Origin of the sequence: Diaphorobacter sp. MNS-0 (assembly GCF_019602835.1) — a bacterium.
Taxonomy (GTDB): domain Bacteria; phylum Pseudomonadota; class Gammaproteobacteria; order Burkholderiales; family Burkholderiaceae_C; genus Diaphorobacter; species Diaphorobacter nitroreducens.
In genome coordinates this window covers 3,469,772-3,486,959 of record NZ_CP080761.1, presented here as the reverse complement: position 1 = coordinate 3,486,959, position 17,188 = coordinate 3,469,772, and the positions used below count along the sequence as shown (strand labels likewise).

The window sequence follows — 17,188 nt, the reverse complement described above, 5'->3', positions numbered from 1 at the left end:
CCACTTCAAGAACCACTGAACCCTACGGAGACACGATGCTGCTGACCCAAGACCAGGAAATGATCCGCGACGCCGTGCGCGACTTCGCCCAGCAGGAGCTGTGGCCGAATGCCGCGCGCTGGGACAAGGAACACCACTTTCCACGCGAGGCGCACCAGGGCCTGGCCGCACTGGGCGCTTACGGCATCTGCGTGCCCGAGGAGCTGGGCGGTGCGGGCCTGGACTACCTGACGCTGGCCCTGGTGCTGGAGGAAATCGCCGCCGGCGACGGTGGCACGAGCACCGCGATCAGCGTGACCAACTGCCCGGTCAACGCCATCCTCATGCGCTACGGCAACGCGCAGCAGCAGCGCGACTGGCTCACGCCCCTGGCGCGCGGCGAGATGCTGGGCGCGTTCTGCCTGACCGAGCCGCATGTGGGCTCCGACGCTTCGGCCTTGCGCACGACGGCCGTCAAAGAAGGCAACGAGTACGTCATCAACGGCGTCAAGCAGTTCATCACCAGTGGCAAGAACGGGCATGTGGCCATCGTGATTGCCGTGACCGACAAGGGCGCGGGCAAGAAAGGCATGAGCGCGTTCCTGGTGCCCACGAATACGCCCGGCTACGTGGTCGCGCGCCTGGAGGACAAGCTGGGCCAGCACAGCAGCGACACGGCGCAGATCAACTTCGACCACTGCCGCATCCCGGCCGAGAACCTCATTGGAGCGGAGGGCGAGGGCTACAAGATCGCGCTGGGCGCGCTCGAAGGTGGCCGCATCGGTATCGCCGCGCAAAGCGTGGGCATGGCACGCAGCGCGTTTGATGCGGCGCTGGCGTACTCGAAAGAGCGCGAAAGCTTCGGCCAGCCCATCTTCAACCACCAGGCCGTGGGATTTCGCCTGGCCGACTGCGCCACGCAGATCGAGGCCGCGCGCCAGCTCATCTGGCACGCCGCCGCGCTGCGCGATGCGGGACGCCCCTGCCTGAAGGAAGCTGCCATGGCCAAGCTGTTTGCCAGCGAGATGGCCGAGCGCGTGTGCAGTGCCGCCATCCAGACGCTGGGCGGCTATGGCGTGGTGAATGACTTCCCGGTGGAACGCATCTACCGCGACGTGCGCGTGTGCCAGATCTACGAAGGCACGAGCGACGTGCAGAAGATCATCATCCAGCGTGCGCTGGCGTGATGGTGCTATTGATTGAATAGCTTCTCGCGCCCGCCAGACGGGCGCGACAGGCCATTTTGATGTAAAAGCGTCAGCGCTTCTTGAGCACCACGGTGATGGTGCCGTTGGTCTCCAGCGTGGCGCGCTCCACCTCGTGGGTGTGCAGGCAGCCGCCCATGCGCAGCGCGGCAGCGAGGTCGCTGGGAGAGATCAGCTCGCGCCGCAACAGCGCCTCGTCCACCTGTCCGTCCTGCACGACCACCTGAGCGTGGCCGTCGATCAGGCGTTCCAGCCACCGCATGCGGAACGTGAGCTGCGCCAGCGCCACATGGCACAGGATCAATGTGGAGGCCGAGATCAGCCCGCCGATGAGCGAGTTGTCACCCGCGTTCATCGAGTTCTGCACCGCGTTCGAGAGGATCAGGAGCAACACCAGATCGAACGGTGCGTACTGCCCCGTCTGGCGCTTGCCCGTCAGGCGCAGAAACACCAGCAAAAAGACATACACCACCACGCCGCGCAGCACGAATTCCCACCACGGAACACCCATAGACCACATGCAAGGCTCCCCATCTGCAACGTGAGGGGGGCAGTCTACGTTCAATAATCGCCGCATGACCTTGCCGATCTGCCCCTGCGGCGCCACCCACCGGCGCCGGCCGCTGGCCTATGCCGACTGCTGCGGCCGCTACGTGGAGCATTTCGACGCCGAGCCCGCGCCCAGCGCCGAGGCGCTCATGCGCTCGCGCTACAGCGCCTTCGTGCGCGAGAACGCCGCCTATTTGCTGGCCACCTGGCACGCCAGCACCCGCCCGGCGCAACTCGACTTCGAACCCGGTGCCAAGTGGCTGGGCCTGGAGGTGCGCGCCGGGGCGCAGACCGGCGAGCACAGCGCCGAGGTCGAGTTCGTCGCCCGCTACCGCGTGGGCGGGCGTGCCGTGCGCCTGCATGAACGCAGCCGCTTCGTGTACGAGCAGGGGCGCTGGTATTACGTGGATGGCGACCTGAAGTGACGCCAGGGCTGCGGTCCTGGTGTTGTCGCGCCAGAGGCCTTTGCTGGTGAGCGCGAGAGGCTATTGAATTTGTAGTAATTCAGCCGTCATTCCCACCACATGGCGGCGATCTGGTGCGCAAAGATGGGGTAATTCATCCAGGTGCCGCGCAGGCCCTTGCGTACCACGGTGCCGATCTGCGGGGCAAAGATCCAGGCGTTGACGGCATCCTGCGCCAAGTGCCGCTGCATCTGGGAGAACAGCATCTGGCGCTCGCGCGCGTTGGTGGCGCTGGCGTGGCGCTCCACCAGGGCGCGAAAGGCCGGGCTGTCGTAGCCGAAGTAGTAGCCCGGATCGGTGTAGATGCGGTAGTCCAGCGGCTCCACATGATTGATGAGAGTCATGTCGAACTGGCCCTTGAACGGGCCCTGCAGCCACTGCTGCCAGCTCAGCTGCTGGATGTTGGCCTCTATGCCCACCTGGGCCAGGTCGCGGGCGATCAATGGCCCGCCCACGTGTGCGTACGGTGCGGGCGGCAGGGCCAGTTCCAGCCGCAGCGGCGTCTGCACCCCGGCCTGTTTCAGCAGGGTGCGTGCGCGGGCGGGGTCGTAGGGGTGCAGGCTGGCCAGGTGCACGTAACCCGCGTCGGTGGGACTGAAGTGGCTGCCGATCACCACGCCGCGCCCATCCAGCGCAGTGCGGATAAAGCCCTCGCGGTCGATGGCGTGGGTGATGGCGCGGCGCACGCGCACGTCGTCCAGGGGTTTGCTGCGGTGGTTCAACGCCAGCATCCCCTTGCCGCCGGAGGCCCCGATCAACACCTGGTAATGGCTGTTGTCCTGAAAGCGCCGCACCGTCTGCGTGGCGAAGTTGAACAGCACGTCGATCTCGCCCGCGCGCAGGGCGTTGTCCTGCGCCTCCAGGTCGTGCAGAAAGCGGTACACGGCGCGTTCCATGCGCACCTGGGCCGCGTGGCGGTGGGACTCGGCCTTGACCAGCGTGATGCGCTGGCCGCGCTCCCAGCGCTGTACGCGGTAGGGGCCCGTGCCCACCGGGGCGCTGGCCGCCTGTGCGGCCGTGTCCGGGTGCAGGATCACGGCTGGCCCTTCGCCCAGGCGGAAGAGCAGGTGCGGATCGGGGTGGTGCAGCGTGAGCGTGACGGTGTGCGCATCGGGCGTGACCACCGTGGCGATGTTGTCGAAGAGCGCCTTGCGGGACTTGTTGGTGGAGCCGGGCGCGACGGCACGCTCGAAGCTGAAACGCACGGCCGCCGCGTTGAGTGCGCTGCCGTCGTGAAAGCGCACCCCCTGGCGCAGCCGGAAGGTGCACGCGAGGCCGTTCGGGTCGGTGTTCCAGGACTCGGCCAGCAGTGGCTGTACCGCGCCGTTTTCCGTGATCTGCGTCAGCCCCTCCAGCACGTTGTAGTGCGTCACCTCGCCCACGGCGGCGGCAGCGGCCATGGTGGGGTCCAGGCTGTCGGGCTCCAGGGAGAGGTTGATCACCACGGAGCGTTCCGCGGCACGCGGTGAGACCTGCGCGGCGGCCGGCGCGGCGCACAGCGCGAGGGCCTGGGCCAGGCAGGCACGACGGGTGAGGGAAGTGGGAGGCTGCGCAGGCATGGGCTACACCATCAGGGATGGGGGCCTGTGGCCCCGGTGCTCGAATGCTACAGACTGTGACATAGTAGGGGCACATTGGCTATTCCTATCGTCCCCTGCGGGTTCAACCCGCGCCGTTATCACCCATGACTTCGCCTGTGGCCTCGCTCCGCCTACCGGCGCCCGCCCGCGCGTGGTGGGCGCTCGGGTTGCTTGTCGCCCTGCTGTTTGCGGCGATTGGCTGGGGGGTGCATGCCATCTACCAGGCGCGTGAGCAACGCTACCGCCATCAGATCGAAGGCGGCCTGCAGGCCGTGAACCACATGCAGGTGCGGGGGGTGACGGACTGGCGGCGCCGGCGCTTGCAGGAGGCGGCGGCACTCACCGACGACCGCCTTCTGGCACAGGCGGTGGCCCGCTGGCGCGCAACGGCGGCGCCTGACGCCGAACAGGCGGTGCGTGAGCGGTTGCGCATCCTGGTCGAGCATGTGCGCTATACCGCTGCCTATTTCGTCGATCCGCAGGGCCGGCTGATCCTGGATGCCGGCGGGCCGGCCACGGGCACGCTGCAGCCACCCGAGATGCGCGCGCTGGAGGGCGCGCTGGCGCGGGCCGAGCCCGGCGTTGTCGAGCTGCGCCGCGACCCGGCCTTCGCCTTTCCGTTCTTCGGATTGCTGGCGCCGCTGTACGACGGAACCGCGTCGCTGGGGGCCATCTGGCTGGTGATGGACGCGCGCACCACGCTCTACCCATTGCTGGAGACCTGGCCCACCAGCAGCCGCACCGCCGAATCGGTGCTGGTGGAGCGGCAGGACGACACGGCCTTGTTCCTCAGCCCCTTGCGCCATCGCAGCGATGAACCACTGGCGCTGCGCCTTCCGGCGGAGCCGGGCAGCCGTGATCCCATGGTGCTGGCCGTCGCGGGCGTGCGGGGCGCCTTCTACGGCAGCGACTATCGCAACCAGCCGGTGCTGGCGGTGGCCAGCGCGGTGCCGGACTCGCCCTGGCTGCTGGTGTCCAAGGTGGACGTGGCCGACGCCTTCACCGCTGCCCAGCGGCGCGAATGGCTGGCCCTGAGCCTGTTCGTCAGCCTGGGGCTGCTGTCGCTGGGGTGCGTCGTGGTGCTGTGGCAGGGGCGGGCCTGGCGGCGCGAACGGGCGTTGAAGGCGGAGCTGGAGCGCAACCTGCGCTGGCTGGACAACGCGCAGAAAGCGGCCTCGGTGGGCTACTTCGTCTATGAGGGGCAGAGCGAGGCATTCATCATGTCGCGCATGGCCAGCGCCATCTTCGGCCTGCCATCCGACGGGCGCATGACGCTGCGCCAGTGGGTGGGGATGCTGCACCCCGACGAGCGCGCGCAGACCCTGGAGATCCACGGCCGTGCCATGAGCGAGCGCATTCCGCTGCGCACCCAGTACCGCATCCAACGCAACGGCGACGGCCAGGTGCGCTGGATCGAGGTGTGGGGCGAGTACGGCGACTCCGCCGGCAACGGCGAGCCGCTGCTGATGACCGGCACCGTGCAGGACATCACCGACCGCAAGCACACCGAGGACGAACTCGCGCGTTACCGCAACGCGCTGGAGTCGCAGGTGCGCATGGACCCGCTCACCCAGGTGGCCAACCGCCTGGCGCTGGACGAGGCCGTGGCGCGCGCCTGGAGCCAGGCGCTGCGCGAGGGTTCGTCGCTGTCGCTGCTGATGATCGACGTGGACCATTTCAAGGCCTACAACGACTATTACGGCCACGTGGCGGGCGACCTCTGCCTGCAGCGCGTAGCGTCGGCGCTGGCGTCGGCCTTGGGGCGGCCGGGTGACCTGCTGGCGCGCTATGGAGGCGAGGAATTCGCCGTGCTGCTGCCGGGCGCGGACGCCGATGCCGCCCTGGCCGTGGCGCACCGCCTGCAGGAGGTGCTGCGCGCCCTGTCGCTGGAGCACCGCGCCAACCCGGGCGGATTCACCGTCACCGCAAGCATGGGCCTGGCCCACCTGCGTCCGGCCGACGTCGTGTCCGCAGGCACCGAAACGCGCGCCGGCGTGGACGCGGCCCAGCCCCTGTTCCAGCAGGCAGACGCCGCGCTGTACCGCGCCAAACAGCTGGGCCGCGACCGCGTGGTGAGCTACGACGCGCAGTGCGCGGCCACCCTGTACGAGGCCGGGCAGCCCGCGCCTGCGATCATGCTGACCTATGACATTTGAAGCGATATTGTTCGATTGCGACGGCGTGCTGGTGGACAGCGAGCCCATTACCAACGGCGTGCTGTGCGAGATGCTCAATGAAGCCGGCTGGCTGCTGGCCCCCGAGGAGTGCATGCGCCTGTTCATCGGCAAGACCGTGCGCAGCGAGGCTGCGCGCATCGAGGCCGAGACCGGCCGCCCGCTCACCGACGCGTGGATGGCCGAGTTCTACGCGCGCCGCAACGCACGCCTGCAGGCCGAGCTGGTAGCCATCCCCAACGCGCCCCAAGCCGTGCGCGCCGTGCACGGGCTGCTGCAGGGGCGCATCGCCTGTGCCTCCGGCGCCGACCGGCAGAAGGTGGAGATGCAACTGGCGCAGGTGGGCCTGGCGCCGCTGTTCGCGGGCCGCGTTTTCAGCGGCCACGAGATGCCCGCCACCAAGCCTGCACCCGACGTGTACCTGGCAGCGGCCGCAGCCGTGGGCGTGCCGCCCCTGCGCTGCCTGGTGGTGGAAGACACGGTGACGGGCGTCACGGCCGGCGTGGCCGCGGGCGCCACGGTGCTGGGCTACAGCCCGTCACCCGTGGGCCATGGCTCTGCCGAGGCGCTGCGCGCCGCGGGCGCCGTGCAGGTCATGGCCGATATGGCAGAACTGCCCGCGCTGCTGCAGGCCATGCGGGTTGCGGTTTAAGCCAAATTGGGCTCTAGCGCTTACTGGGTAAGCGCTAGCAGCTACTAATAAATGAGCGTCTATACCGCGACGGAGCGCGCGCCGCGGCGGAACTCCGCGGGCGACTGGCCTGTCCAGCCGCGAAACGCGCGGATGAAGCTCTTCTCGCTGGCAAAGCCCGTGGCCTGCGCCACCTGCTTGATGGGGCGGTCGCTGCGGTGCAGCAGCTCGATCGCGCGGCTGCGGCGCACCTCGTCTTTCAGCGACTGCAGCGACGCGCCTTCCTCCTTGAGCTGGCGGTGCAGCGTGCGCGCCGAGACGTGCAGCTGCTCGGCCAGCGTGTGTGCGCTGTGGGTGGCGTCGGGCAGGGCGGCCAGCACCTGGCGCACGCGCTGCACCAGCAGCCGGTCGCGGCGGTACTGGCGCACGGTGAGGGGCAGCGCGTGCTGCAGCATCTGGCGCATGGCCGCCTCGTCGCGCGTGATCGGCAGCGCGAGGTAGCGCGCATCGAAATGCACGGCCGCGCGCGGTGCCTGAAAGCGCGTCGGGCCGCTGAAGAGCACGCCATAGGCCTGGGCATGGGGCGGTGGCGCGAAGGGGAACTCGGCCGCCAGCACCGGCAGGCGCGAGTCGATGAACCAGCTGGCCAGCCCGAGCGCGTTGCGCAGCGTGGAAACCAGGCAGAACTCGCGCAGCGTGCCCAGGTCGCGCTGCTCGGCGATGGTGAGCGTGGCCTGCTCGCCCTCGGCGTGCAGGTGCAGCGTGATGTCGTCCGTCAGCAGGGCGTGGTGGCGGCACCAGCGCGCCAGCGCCAGGCCCAGTGTGGGTGCACTCAGCGAGGCGCGCGCCAGCAGGCCGTAGCTGCCCCAGGGCAGGCGGCGGGAGAACCAGCCCAGAGCTTCGTCGTCCAGCTCGCGCATCGCACCGGCGGACAGCACCTCCATCTGCTGCGCCGTGATGCGGCCCGCAGAGTTGCCAACCTGCTCTGGCGGGATTTGTGCCAGCGCCAGCACCTGCGCCGCGTCCATTCCGCGCGCTGCGTAGGCCTGCACGATGGCCTGCACAAACGCCATCGGCGTGGCGGCCGTGGGTGTAGCGAGGAGTGCGGTGGGTGCGGGCGGTGGCGGCGCGGGGTCAGGGCGGTCGGGCATGCGTGGAGTCTGCAACTCTGTGGCGCAATTTGCAACCTTTCTGACCCATCCCGGTCACCGCGCGTGCGGGGGTGCGGCGTATGCTGTGCAGCCTGTTGCCGGGCCCCGCGCGGGCGCTGGCCCACCCCGACCAGGAGACAAGCCCATGGAACCCGCATCCACCCCATCGGCCGCGTTGAGCCATGCGCGTGGCAGTGCCGCCACCCCCCTCATCGAGCAGACGCTGGGCGACTTCTTCGCCGGCATGGCGCAGCGCCAGCCCACGCGCGAGGCACTGGTCAGCCGCCACCAGGGCCTGCGCTACACCTACGCCGAGCTGCACCAGGCGGCCCGCCAACTGGCCAGCGCGCTGCTGGGCCTGGGGCTCGCCAAGGGCGACCGCATCGGCATCTGGTCGCACAACAATGCCGAATGGGTGCTGATGCAACTGGCCACGGCGCAGGTGGGCCTCATCCTGGTGAACATCAACCCGGCTTACCGCACGGCCGAGGTGGAGTACGCGCTGAACAAGGTCGGCTGCAAGGCGCTGGTGGCCATGCCGCAGTTCAAGACCAGCGACTATCTGGGCATGCTGCGCGAGCTGGCACCCGAGTTGGCCGCGTCCCAGCCCGGCGCACTGCAGGCCGCGCGCCTGCCCACGCTGCGCACGGTGGTGTGGATCGATGCGGCCGGCGCAGGTGTGGCGGGCCAAGGCGACGAACAGCCGGGCATGCTGCGGTTTTCCACGCTGATGGCGCGGGGCGACGCGCAGGACGCGCGCATCGACGCCATTGCCGCCCAGCTGCACAACACCGACCCCATCAACATCCAGTTCACCAGCGGCACCACCGGGTTCCCGAAGGGCGCCACGCTCACGCACCGCAACATCCTGAACAACGGTTTTTTCATCGGCGAGTGCATGCGCCTCACGCCCGAGGACCGGCTGTGCATTCCCGTGCCGCTGTACCACTGCTTCGGCATGGTGCTGGGCAACCTGGCCTGCCTCACGCACGGCAGCACCATCGTGTACCCCAACGACGGCTTCGACGCCCTGACCGTGCTGGAGACCGTGCAGGCCGAGCGCTGCACCGGCCTGCACGGCGTGCCCACCATGTTCATTGCCGAGCTGGACCACCCGCGCTTTGCCGAGTTCAACCTCAGCACCCTGCGTACCGGCATCATGGCTGGCAGCCCATGCCCGATCGAGGTGATGAAGCGCGTGGTGGGCGACATGCACCTGTCGGAGATCACCATCGCCTATGGCATGACCGAGACCAGCCCCGTGAGCTGCCAGAGCGACGCCGAAACGCCGCTGGCCAAGCGCGTGTCCACCGTGGGCCGCGTGCAGCCGCACCTGGAGGTGAAGATCATCGACCCCGAGACCGGCGCCGTGGTGCCGCGCGGCGAGCGCGGCGAACTGTGCACCCAGGGCTACTCCGTCATGCACGGCTACTGGGGTGATGAGGCCAAGACCCGCGAGGCGATCGACGAAGGCGGCTGGATGCACACGGGCGACCTGGCCACCATGGACGACGAGGGCTACGTGAATATCGTCGGCCGCATCAAGGACATGGTGATCCGCGGCGGCGAGAACGTGTACCCGCGCGAGATCGAGGAATTCCTCTACCGCCACCCCATGGTGCAGGACGTGCAGGTGGTGGGCGTGCCCGACCAGCGCTTCGGCGAGGAGCTGTGCGCCTGGATCATCGCCAAGCCCGGCACGCGCCCCAGCGAGGACGACATCCGTGCCTTCTGCAAAGGCCAGATCGCACACTACAAGGTGCCGCGCTACATCCGCTTCGTTACCAGCTTCCCGATGACGGTGACGGGCAAGATCCAGAAGTTCAAGATCCGCGACGTCATGAAAGACGAGCTGGGCCTTGCCGAAGACAAAACCGCTTGAAACGAGCCACCGCCATGATTCTTGAATCCCAACTCAACCCGCGCTCGGCCGACTTTCAGGCCAATGCCGCCGCCATGCGCGCCGTGGTGGAGGACCTGCGCGCCCAGATCGAGCGCGTGTCCCAGGGCGGCGGCGAGGCCGCCCGCGCCAAGCATGTGGCGCGCGGCAAGCTGCTGCCGCGCGAGCGCGTGGAGATGCTGCTGGACCCCGGCACGCCGTTCCTGGAGATCGCCCCGCTGGCAGCCCTCAACATGTACGGCAACGACGCGCCCGGCGCGGGCCTGATCGCGGGCATCGGCAGCGTGGCCGGCATCGCCTGCATGATCGTGTGCAACGACGCCACGGTGAAGGGCGGCACCTACTACCCCATGACGGTGAAGAAGCACCTGCGCGCGCAAGAGATCGCGCAGCAGAACTGCCTGCCGTGCATCTACCTGGTGGACTCGGGCGGCGCCAACCTGCCCAACCAGGACGAGGTCTTCCCCGACCGCGACCACTTCGGCCGCATCTTCTACAACCAGGCCAACATGAGCGCGCAGGGCCTGGCGCAGATCGCCGTGGTCATGGGTTCGTGCACGGCCGGCGGCGCCTACGTGCCGGCCATGAGCGACGAGACCATCATCGTCAAGAACCAGGGCACCATCTTCCTGGGTGGCCCGCCGCTGGTGAAGGCCGCCACGGGCGAGGTCGTCAGCAGCGAAGACCTGGGCGGCGGCGACGTGCACACGCGCCTGTCCGGCGTGGCCGACCACCTGGCACAGAATGACCTGCATGCGCTCTCGCTGGCGCGCGGGGCCGTCAAGAATTTGAATAGAAATCAGCCTGTAGCACCCACGGATCAAGCGCCAGTAGCTCCTAAATATGCAGCAGAAGAGCTGTATGGCGTCATCCCCGTGGACACGCGCAAGCCCTTCGACGTGCGCGAGATCATCGCCCGCATCGTGGACGGCAGTGCGTTCGACGAGTTCAAGGCGCGCTACGGCAACACCCTGGTGTGCGGCTTCGCGCGCATCGAGGGCATGGCCGTGGGCATCGTGGCCAACAACGGCATCCTGTTCAGCGAGAGCGCGCAGAAGGGCGCGCACTTCATCGAGCTGTGCTGCCAGCGCAAGATTCCCCTCGTCTTCCTGCAGAACATCACCGGCTTCATGGTCGGGCGCAAGTACGAGAACGAGGGCATCGCCCGCCACGGCGCCAAGATGGTCACGGCGGTGGCCACGGCCAACGTGCCCAAGTTCACGGTGATCATCGGCGGCAGCTTCGGCGCGGGCAACTACGGCATGTGCGGCCGCGCGTACTCGCCGCGCTTCCTGTGGATGTGGCCCAACGCGCGCATCAGCGTGATGGGCGGCGAGCAGGCCGCCAGCGTGCTGGCCACCGTCAAGCGCGACGGCATCGAGGGCAAGGGCGGCAGCTGGAGCATGGAGGAAGAAGAGGCCTTCAAGACGCCCATCCGCCGCCAGTACGAGGAGCAGGGCCACCCCTACTACGCCACCGCCCGTCTGTGGGACGACGGCATCATCGACCCTGCCGACACGCGCCGCGTGCTGGCGCTGGCGCTGGCGGCTTCGCGCCATGCGCCGATCGAAGACATGAAGTTCGGCGTGTTCCGCATGTAAGGCGCGGTCCATGGATGCCGTCACCCATTTCAGCCTGCTCGCGCGCTACAACGTGTGGGCCACGGCGCGCCTGCTGGCAGCCGTGCAGGTGCTGCCCGAGGCGGACTACCGGCGCGACATGGGCCTGTTCTTTCGCAGCATCCATGGCACGCTCAACCATCTGCTGGTGGGCGAGCACCTGCTGTGGTTCGCGCGCTTTGCCGAAGGCGCGTCGCCCCGCATGGCGCTGGATGCCGAGGTGGAGAGCGATCGCGCGCGCCTGGCCGAGCGGCTGCGGGAAGGCGCCGCGCGCTGGGAGCCGCTGATCGCCGGCTTTGCGCCAGCGCGCTGGGAGGGTGCGCTGTCTTACACCACCACGCGCGGCACGCCCGCCGTGCTGCCGTTTGCCGCCACGCTGGCGCATGTGTTCAACCACGGCACGCACCACCGCGGACAGATCACGGCGGCACTCACCGCGCTGGGCCAGCCGTGCCCGTCGCTCGACCTTGTCTACTTCCTGCAGAACCCGGATACGCCATGAGCCAGAACCTTTCCATCACCCAATCGGGCGCGGTGGCGCGCATCACGCTGACGCAGCCCGAGATCCGCAATGCCTTCAGCGACGAAGTGATCGCAGAGATCACCGCGGCCTTCACGGAAGTCGGGGGACGCGCGGACGTGCGCGCCGTGGTGCTGGCCGCCGAGGGGCCGGCCTTCTGCGCGGGTGCCAATCTGAACTGGATGCGCCGCATGGCCGACTACACGCGGCAAGAGAACCTTGCCGACGCCGCCAAGCTGGCCGAGATGCTGCGCGTGATCTACGAATGCCCCAAGCCCACCGTGGCGCGCGTGCAGGGTGACGTGTACGCCGGCGGCATGGGGCTGGTCGCGGCCTGCGACATGGCGGTGGCGGTCGATACCGCGGGCTTTTGCCTGTCCGAGGTGAAGATCGGCCTGATCCCCGCCACCATCAGCCCCTACGTGATCCGCGCCATGGGCGCGCGCGCCGCGCACCGCTACTTCCTCACCGCGGAACGCTTCAGCGCGGCCGAGGCCTTGCGCATCGGTTTCGTGCACCAAGTGGTCGGCGCAGAGCAGCTCGACGCCCAGGTGGACGAGCTGCTCAAGGCACTGGCGGCCGCGAGCCCGAACGCCGTGCGCGCCTGCAAGACGCTGGTGCGCGACGTGGCCGGGCGCGAGATCGACGCCGCACTCATCGCCGCCACGGTGGAGGGCATTGCCGACATCCGCGCGAGCAGCGAGGGCCGCGAGGGCGTGCAGTCGTTCCTGCAAAAGCGCAAGCCCTCCTGGCTGGGCTGATCCGCCATGGACGCGCTCTGGCTCCAGATCGTGCAGTGGCTCCACAGCGTGGGGCTGCATGTCGATGCGGGTGCCGCCCAGGCGGTGGCCGAAGGGGCTGCGCGCGCCACGCAGCAGCTGGACATGCCCGCCCTGCTGGCGCTGGCCGCCGCACTGGGCTGGGCCAGCGGCTTTCGCCTGTACGCCGTGGTGTTCCTGGTGGGCATGATGGGCGTGGCCGGCTGGCTGCCGCTGCCGCCGGGGCTGGCGCTGCTGCAGCACCCGCTGGTGCTGATGGCCAGCGGCTTCATGCTGCTGGTGGAGTTCTTCGCCGACAAGGTGCCCTGGTTCGACAGCGCCTGGGATGCCATCCATGCCTTCATCCGCGTGCCCGCCGGCGCGCTGCTGGCCGCCGGCGTGTTCGGTGCCGACAACGCCACCATGGCGCTGGCCGCGGGGCTGCTGGGCGGCTCGCTCTCGGCCACGGCGCTGGCCACCAAGATGACCACGCGGGCGGCGGCCAACACCTCGCCCGAGCCGTTTTCCAACTGGGGCCTGTCGTTCTTTGAGGACGGCCTGGTCGTCGGCGTGGTCTGGCTGGCTACGCAGTATCCGCTGGCCTTCGGCATTGCGCTGGTGGTGATGCTGGCGCTGTCGGCGCTGCTGCTGGTGGTGCTGTTCAAGTTCCTGCGCGCCGTGCTGCGGCGCATTTCCTCATTCTTTTCCGATTCCGCCAAGGTGGCCTGAATGTTCCAAAAAATCCTGATTGCCAATCGTGGGGAGATCGCCTGCCGCGTGGCCGCAACCGCCCGCCGCATGGGCGTTAAGACCGTGGCCGTGTACTCCGACGCCGATGCCCAGGCCAAGCACGTGGCCGCCTGCGACGAGGCCGTGCATATCGGCGGCAGCGCCCCCAAGGACAGCTACCTGCGCTGGGAGCGCATCATCGAGGCCGCCCAGGCCACGGGTGCGCAAGCCATCCACCCAGGCTACGGCTTCCTGAGCGAGAACGAAGACTTCGCCCAGGCCTGTGCCAATGCGGGGCTGGTGTTCATCGGCCCGCCGCCTTCGGCCATCAAGGACATGGGTTTGAAGGCCGAGTCCAAGCAGCTGATGGAGAAGGCGGGCGTGCCGCTGGTGCCTGGCTACCACGGCAAGGACCAGGACCCGCAACTGCTGCAGCGCGAGGCCGACCGTATCGGCTACCCCGTGCTCATCAAGGCCAGCGCCGGTGGCGGCGGCAAGGGCATGCGCCTGGTGGAAAAGAGCGAGGACTTTGCCGCGGCGCTGGCCAGCTGCCAGCGCGAGGCCATCAACAGCTTTGGCGATGATGCCGTGCTGGTGGAGAAGTACGTGCTGCGCCCGCGCCACATCGAGATCCAGGTGTTCGGCGACACGCAGGGCAACTGCGTCTATCTGTTCGAGCGCGATTGCTCCGTGCAGCGCCGCCATCAGAAGGTGCTGGAAGAAGCCCCCGCCCCCGGCATGACCGAGGCCCTGCGTCGCCAGATGGGCGAGGCTGCCGTGGCAGCCGCCAAGGCCGTGGGCTACGTGGGCGCGGGCACAGTGGAGTTCATCGTGGAACAGCCCGGCGGCTACGACGCGCCCGAGCAGATGAAGTTCTACTTCATGGAGATGAACACCCGCCTGCAGGTGGAGCACCCCGTGACCGAGGCCATCACCGGCGAAGACCTGGTGGAGTGGCAGCTGTGCGTGGCCAGCGGGCAGCCTTTGCCCAAGCGCCAGGACGAGCTGAAGATCATCGGCCACGCCATCGAGGCGCGTATCTGCGCCGAGAACCCTGACAACAACTTCTTGCCCGCCACCGGCCAGCTGCACGTGTACCGCAAGCCGGCATGCACCAGCTTCGAACGGGGCAGCGTGCGCGTGGATGACGGCGTGCGCGAGGGCGACGCCATCAGCCCCTTCTACGACAGCATGATCGCCAAGCTCATCGTGCACGGCGACACGCGCGCGCAGGCCCTGGCGCGGCTGGACGATGCGCTGGCGCAGACCCACATCGTGGGCCTGGCGACCAACGTGCAGTTCCTGCGCCATGTGGTGAAGAGCGATTCGTTCGCCCAGGCGCGGCTGGACACCGCGTTGATCCCGCGCGAAGAGGCCGTGTTGTTCGGCCAGGAGCGCGTAGGTCTGCCTTTGGCCGCGGCAGCCGCCGTGGCCAGCCAGTTGCAGCGTGAGCAGGCGCAGGAAGGCGCCAATCCGTTCAGCCGCCGCGACGGCTGGCGTTCGCTGGTAGCGTGCCGCCGGCGTTTCGAGTTCGACTTCAATGGCACACATGCCAAGGCCTGGCTGACCTATGAACGCGATGGCGGCTACCAACTGACCGTGGGAGAAGGCGAGGGAGCCGCGCGGGGTCCGCTGGCTTTCACGCCCTGGGCGGGCGGCCTGGACCTGCAATACGCCGGCCAGCGCACCCGCGCAACGGTCTATGCCCAGGGCGAGACCGACCACATCTTCACCCCCCGTGGCGCCACGCGCATCGAGGCATTGGACCTGCTGGCCCATGCGGGCGAAGCCGCCAGCGAGGGCGGGCGTCTCACCGCGCCCATGCCGGGCAAGGTGGTGTCGTTTGCCGTGCAGGCCGGCGACAAGGTGACCAAGGGCCAGCCCCTGGCGGTGATGGAGGCCATGAAGATGGAGCACACCATCGCCGCCCCCGCCGATGGCGTGGTGCAGGAGCTGCTCTACGCGCCAGGCGACCAGGTGGCCGAAGGCGCAGAACTGCTGCGGCTTTCCGCCGAGTGACGGCGGGGGCTTGCCCAGCCGCGGTACGCTCGTTGGCCATGAAGATTACCTTTTGCTGTACCGATACCAAGGCCGAACCCTGGCTGCAGGGGCTGGCCGCCGCCCTGCCGGGAGCCGACATTACCGTCTGGCAACCCGGAGCCCCGCAGGCCGACTACGCCGTGGTCTGGGCACCGCCCCAGCAGTTCATCGACGAACAGCCCGCCTTGCGGGCGCTGTTCAACATCGGCGCGGGGGTGGATGCGCTGCTCAAGCTGCGCCTGCCGCCGTCCGTGCGCGTCGTGCGTCTGGATGACGCCGGCATGGCCGTGCAGATGGCCGAATACGTGTGCCACGCGCTGATCCGGCATTTCCGCGAGTTCGACCAGTACGAGGCCACCATGCAGGCGGGCCAGTGGAGCTACCGCAAGCCGCGCCTGCGCCAGGACTTTCCTGTGGGCGTGATGGGCCTGGGCGTACTGGGCGAGCGCGTGGCGCGCGCGGTGGCGCAGTTCGACTTCCCCGTGCTCGGCTGGAGCCGCAGTCCGAAGCAGATGGCGGGCGTGCGCTGTTTCAGCGGGCAGGAGGGCTTTAACGAGTTCCTGGCCGCTACCCGCGTGCTGGTCAATCTGCTCCCGCTCACGCCCGAGACGCAGGGCATCATGAACCGCGACACGCTGGCCCGCCTCCTGCCCGGCGCCTACGTGATCAATGTGGCGCGTGGCGCGCACCTGGTCGAGGAGGACCTGCTCGCGCTGATCGACGCCGGCCATGTGGCGGGCGCCACGCTGGACGTGTTCCGCACCGAGCCGTTGCCTGCCGGGCATCCCTTCTGGGGACATCCCAAGATCACCCTCACACCCCACACTTCGGCACGCACGCTGCGCGACGAGAGCATCGCCCAGATCGCCGGCAAGATCGCGGCGCTCGCGCGCGGCGAGGCCGTGGCCGGCGTGGTGGATGCCGGACGCGGCTACTGACGAATCCCTCACCCAAGGACACCCACCGATGAACCCGAACATCCCCTCCCGCGTCAAGCTTGTGGACGTGGGCCCGCGCGACGGGCTGCAAAATGAGAAGCACCCGGTGCCGGCGGCCGTCAAGATCGAATTGGTACACCGCCTGCAGCAGGCGGGCCTCAAGGAAATCGAGGTCACCAGCTACGTTTCTCCGAAGTGGGTGCCGCAGATGGCCGACAACCACGAGGTCATGCAAGGCATTACACGCATGCCCGGCGTGCGTTATTCGGTACTGACGCCCAACCTGAAAGGCTGGGAGGCAGCCGTGCTCGACAAGCCCGACGAGATCGTGGTCTTCGGCGCCGCCAGCGAGGCCTTCAGCCAGAAGAACATCAACTGCAGCATTGCCGAGAGCATCGAGCGCTTCGCCCCCGTGGTCGAAGCCGCGCGCGCCGCTGGCGTATATGTGCGTGGCGCCATGAGCTGCACCGTGGGCTGCCCCTACGAGGGCGAGATTGCGCCCGAGCGCGTGGAATACCTGGCCGGGCTCATGAAGGGCATCGGCGTGCAGCACATCGGCGTGGCCGACACCATTGGCGTGGGTACGCCGCGCAAGGTGCAGCGCGCCATCGAGGCAACGCTCAAGCACTACGACCTGAACGACGTGTCCGGCCACTTCCACGACACCTACGGCCAGGCGCTGGCCAACACGCTGGCGGCGCTGGAGCTGGGCGTGTGGCAGTTCGACACGTCCGTGGCCGGCCTGGGCGGCTGTCCCTATGCCAAGGGCGCCACGGGTAACGTGGCCACCGAGGACGTGGTCTACATGCTGCACGGCATGGGCATCGAGACTGGTATCGATCTGGACCAGCTGATCGACGCCGGCGCCTACATCAGCGACTTCCTGGGCCGCAAGCCGCAGTCGCGCGTGGCCGTGGCGGTGCTCACCAAGCGCAAGGGCTGAGCGGCCAG

15 protein-coding genes are annotated in these 17,188 nt (G+C 68.6%); 12 read left to right on the top strand and 3 right to left on the bottom strand.

What is annotated here, in order from left to right; all coding sequences use genetic code 11:
• Positions 1 to 35 precede the first annotated feature (35 nt).
• Positions 36 to 1,166 (top strand): acyl-CoA dehydrogenase family protein, encoded by a 1,131-nt coding sequence (locus K2L43_RS16525; protein WP_011806864.1) that lies wholly within the window; start codon positions 36 to 38, stop codon positions 1,164 to 1,166.
• 70 nt (positions 1,167 to 1,236) lie between these two features.
• Here K2L43_RS16525 and K2L43_RS16520 read toward each other — a convergent pair whose 3' ends face one another.
• The gene (locus tag K2L43_RS16520; RefSeq protein WP_015914325.1) at positions 1,237 to 1,704 is read right to left on the bottom strand and encodes a DUF421 domain-containing protein; all 468 of its coding nucleotides are present in this window, start codon (positions 1,702 to 1,704) and stop codon (positions 1,237 to 1,239) included.
• Between the two features lie 55 nt (positions 1,705 to 1,759).
• Here K2L43_RS16520 and K2L43_RS16515 point away from each other — a divergent pair, with 55 nt between their 5' ends.
• On the top strand, positions 1,760 to 2,158 hold the full coding sequence (locus tag K2L43_RS16515; protein WP_103738676.1) for a YchJ family protein: 399 nt from the start codon (positions 1,760 to 1,762) through the stop codon (positions 2,156 to 2,158).
• 86 nt (positions 2,159 to 2,244) lie between these two features.
• On the opposite strand, the gene K2L43_RS16510 is transcribed toward K2L43_RS16515, so the two are convergent.
• Positions 2,245 to 3,756 carry an ABC transporter substrate-binding protein gene (locus K2L43_RS16510; protein WP_220638030.1) on the bottom strand — a complete coding sequence of 504 codons (1,512 nt, stop codon included), beginning with the start codon at positions 3,754 to 3,756 and terminating at the stop codon, positions 2,245 to 2,247.
• Between the two features lie 137 nt (positions 3,757 to 3,893).
• Here K2L43_RS16510 and K2L43_RS16505 point away from each other — a divergent pair, with 137 nt between their 5' ends.
• Positions 3,894 to 5,933, top strand: a complete 2,040-nt coding sequence (locus tag K2L43_RS16505) for a diguanylate cyclase domain-containing protein (protein ID WP_255580480.1) — start codon at positions 3,894 to 3,896, stop codon at positions 5,931 to 5,933.
• Complete coding sequence (locus tag K2L43_RS16500) at positions 5,923 to 6,603, top strand: HAD family phosphatase (protein ID WP_015914321.1); 681 nt, start codon at positions 5,923 to 5,925, stop codon at positions 6,601 to 6,603. The genes K2L43_RS16505 and K2L43_RS16500 overlap by 11 nt, the downstream gene beginning before the upstream one ends.
• A gap of 59 nt (positions 6,604 to 6,662) precedes the next feature.
• Here the strand turns inward: K2L43_RS16500 and K2L43_RS16495 are convergent, their stop codons facing one another.
• Positions 6,663 to 7,733: an AraC family transcriptional regulator gene (locus tag K2L43_RS16495; RefSeq protein ID WP_220638028.1), complete on the bottom strand. Its 1,071-nt coding sequence runs from the start codon at positions 7,731 to 7,733 to the stop codon at positions 6,663 to 6,665.
• A gap of 145 nt (positions 7,734 to 7,878) precedes the next feature.
• On the opposite strand from K2L43_RS16495, the gene K2L43_RS16490 reads away from it, so the two are divergent.
• From K2L43_RS16490 to K2L43_RS16455, 8 genes are read left to right on the top strand one after another with little or no spacing between them, the layout of a single operon-like run.
• On the top strand, positions 7,879 to 9,615 hold the full coding sequence (locus K2L43_RS16490) for an AMP-binding protein (RefSeq protein ID WP_220638027.1): 1,737 nt from the start codon (positions 7,879 to 7,881) through the stop codon (positions 9,613 to 9,615).
• A 14-nt stretch (positions 9,616 to 9,629) separates the two neighbouring features.
• A complete protein-coding gene (locus K2L43_RS16485; RefSeq protein ID WP_088888299.1) occupies positions 9,630 to 11,234 on the top strand; it encodes a carboxyl transferase domain-containing protein in 1,605 nt (534 codons plus the stop codon).
• Positions 11,235 to 11,244: 10 nt separating this feature from the next.
• Entirely contained in the window at positions 11,245 to 11,754 is a 510-nt protein-coding gene (locus K2L43_RS16480; RefSeq protein ID WP_220638026.1) for a DinB family protein, read from the top strand.
• Positions 11,751 to 12,533 carry an enoyl-CoA hydratase/isomerase family protein gene (locus tag K2L43_RS16475; protein ID WP_135148321.1) on the top strand — a complete coding sequence of 261 codons (783 nt, stop codon included), beginning with the start codon at positions 11,751 to 11,753 and terminating at the stop codon, positions 12,531 to 12,533. The genes K2L43_RS16480 and K2L43_RS16475 overlap by 4 nt, the downstream gene beginning before the upstream one ends.
• Positions 12,534 to 12,539: 6 nt before the next feature.
• Positions 12,540 to 13,259: a DUF4126 domain-containing protein gene (locus K2L43_RS16470; protein WP_220638025.1), complete on the top strand. Its 720-nt coding sequence runs from the start codon at positions 12,540 to 12,542 to the stop codon at positions 13,257 to 13,259.
• Positions 13,260 to 15,278: an acetyl/propionyl/methylcrotonyl-CoA carboxylase subunit alpha gene (locus tag K2L43_RS16465; RefSeq protein WP_220638024.1), complete on the top strand. Its 2,019-nt coding sequence runs from the start codon at positions 13,260 to 13,262 to the stop codon at positions 15,276 to 15,278.
• Positions 15,279 to 15,316: 38 nt separating this feature from the next.
• On the top strand, positions 15,317 to 16,237 hold the full coding sequence (locus K2L43_RS16460) for a glyoxylate/hydroxypyruvate reductase A (protein ID WP_047350697.1): 921 nt from the start codon (positions 15,317 to 15,319) through the stop codon (positions 16,235 to 16,237).
• A 28-nt stretch (positions 16,238 to 16,265) separates the two neighbouring features.
• Positions 16,266 to 17,180: a hydroxymethylglutaryl-CoA lyase gene (locus K2L43_RS16455; RefSeq protein ID WP_015914312.1), complete on the top strand. Its 915-nt coding sequence runs from the start codon at positions 16,266 to 16,268 to the stop codon at positions 17,178 to 17,180.
• Positions 17,181 to 17,188 lie beyond the last annotated feature (8 nt).

Bases quoted from the DNA above. Each gene is read 5' to 3' on its own strand.
- K2L43_RS16525 (WP_011806864.1), top strand. From the start codon at position 36: ATGCTGCTGACCCAAGACCAGGAAATGATCCGCGACGCCGTGCGCGAC.
- K2L43_RS16520 (WP_015914325.1), bottom strand. From the start codon at position 1,704: ATGTGGTCTATGGGTGTTCCGTGGTGGGAATTCGTGCTGCGCGGCGTG.
- K2L43_RS16515 (WP_103738676.1), top strand. From the start codon at position 1,760: ATGACCTTGCCGATCTGCCCCTGCGGCGCCACCCACCGGCGCCGGCCG.
- K2L43_RS16510 (WP_220638030.1), bottom strand. From the start codon at position 3,756: ATGCCTGCGCAGCCTCCCACTTCCCTCACCCGTCGTGCCTGCCTGGCC.
- K2L43_RS16500 (WP_015914321.1), top strand. From the start codon at position 5,923: ATGACATTTGAAGCGATATTGTTCGATTGCGACGGCGTGCTGGTGGAC.
- K2L43_RS16495 (WP_220638028.1), bottom strand. From the start codon at position 7,733: ATGCCCGACCGCCCTGACCCCGCGCCGCCACCGCCCGCACCCACCGCA.
- K2L43_RS16490 (WP_220638027.1), top strand. From the start codon at position 7,879: ATGGAACCCGCATCCACCCCATCGGCCGCGTTGAGCCATGCGCGTGGC.
- K2L43_RS16485 (WP_088888299.1), top strand. From the start codon at position 9,630: ATGATTCTTGAATCCCAACTCAACCCGCGCTCGGCCGACTTTCAGGCC.
- K2L43_RS16480 (WP_220638026.1), top strand. From the start codon at position 11,245: ATGGATGCCGTCACCCATTTCAGCCTGCTCGCGCGCTACAACGTGTGG.
- K2L43_RS16475 (WP_135148321.1), top strand. From the start codon at position 11,751: ATGAGCCAGAACCTTTCCATCACCCAATCGGGCGCGGTGGCGCGCATC.
- K2L43_RS16470 (WP_220638025.1), top strand. From the start codon at position 12,540: ATGGACGCGCTCTGGCTCCAGATCGTGCAGTGGCTCCACAGCGTGGGG.
- K2L43_RS16465 (WP_220638024.1), top strand. From the start codon at position 13,260: ATGTTCCAAAAAATCCTGATTGCCAATCGTGGGGAGATCGCCTGCCGC.
- K2L43_RS16460 (WP_047350697.1), top strand. From the start codon at position 15,317: ATGAAGATTACCTTTTGCTGTACCGATACCAAGGCCGAACCCTGGCTG.
- K2L43_RS16455 (WP_015914312.1), top strand. From the start codon at position 16,266: ATGAACCCGAACATCCCCTCCCGCGTCAAGCTTGTGGACGTGGGCCCG.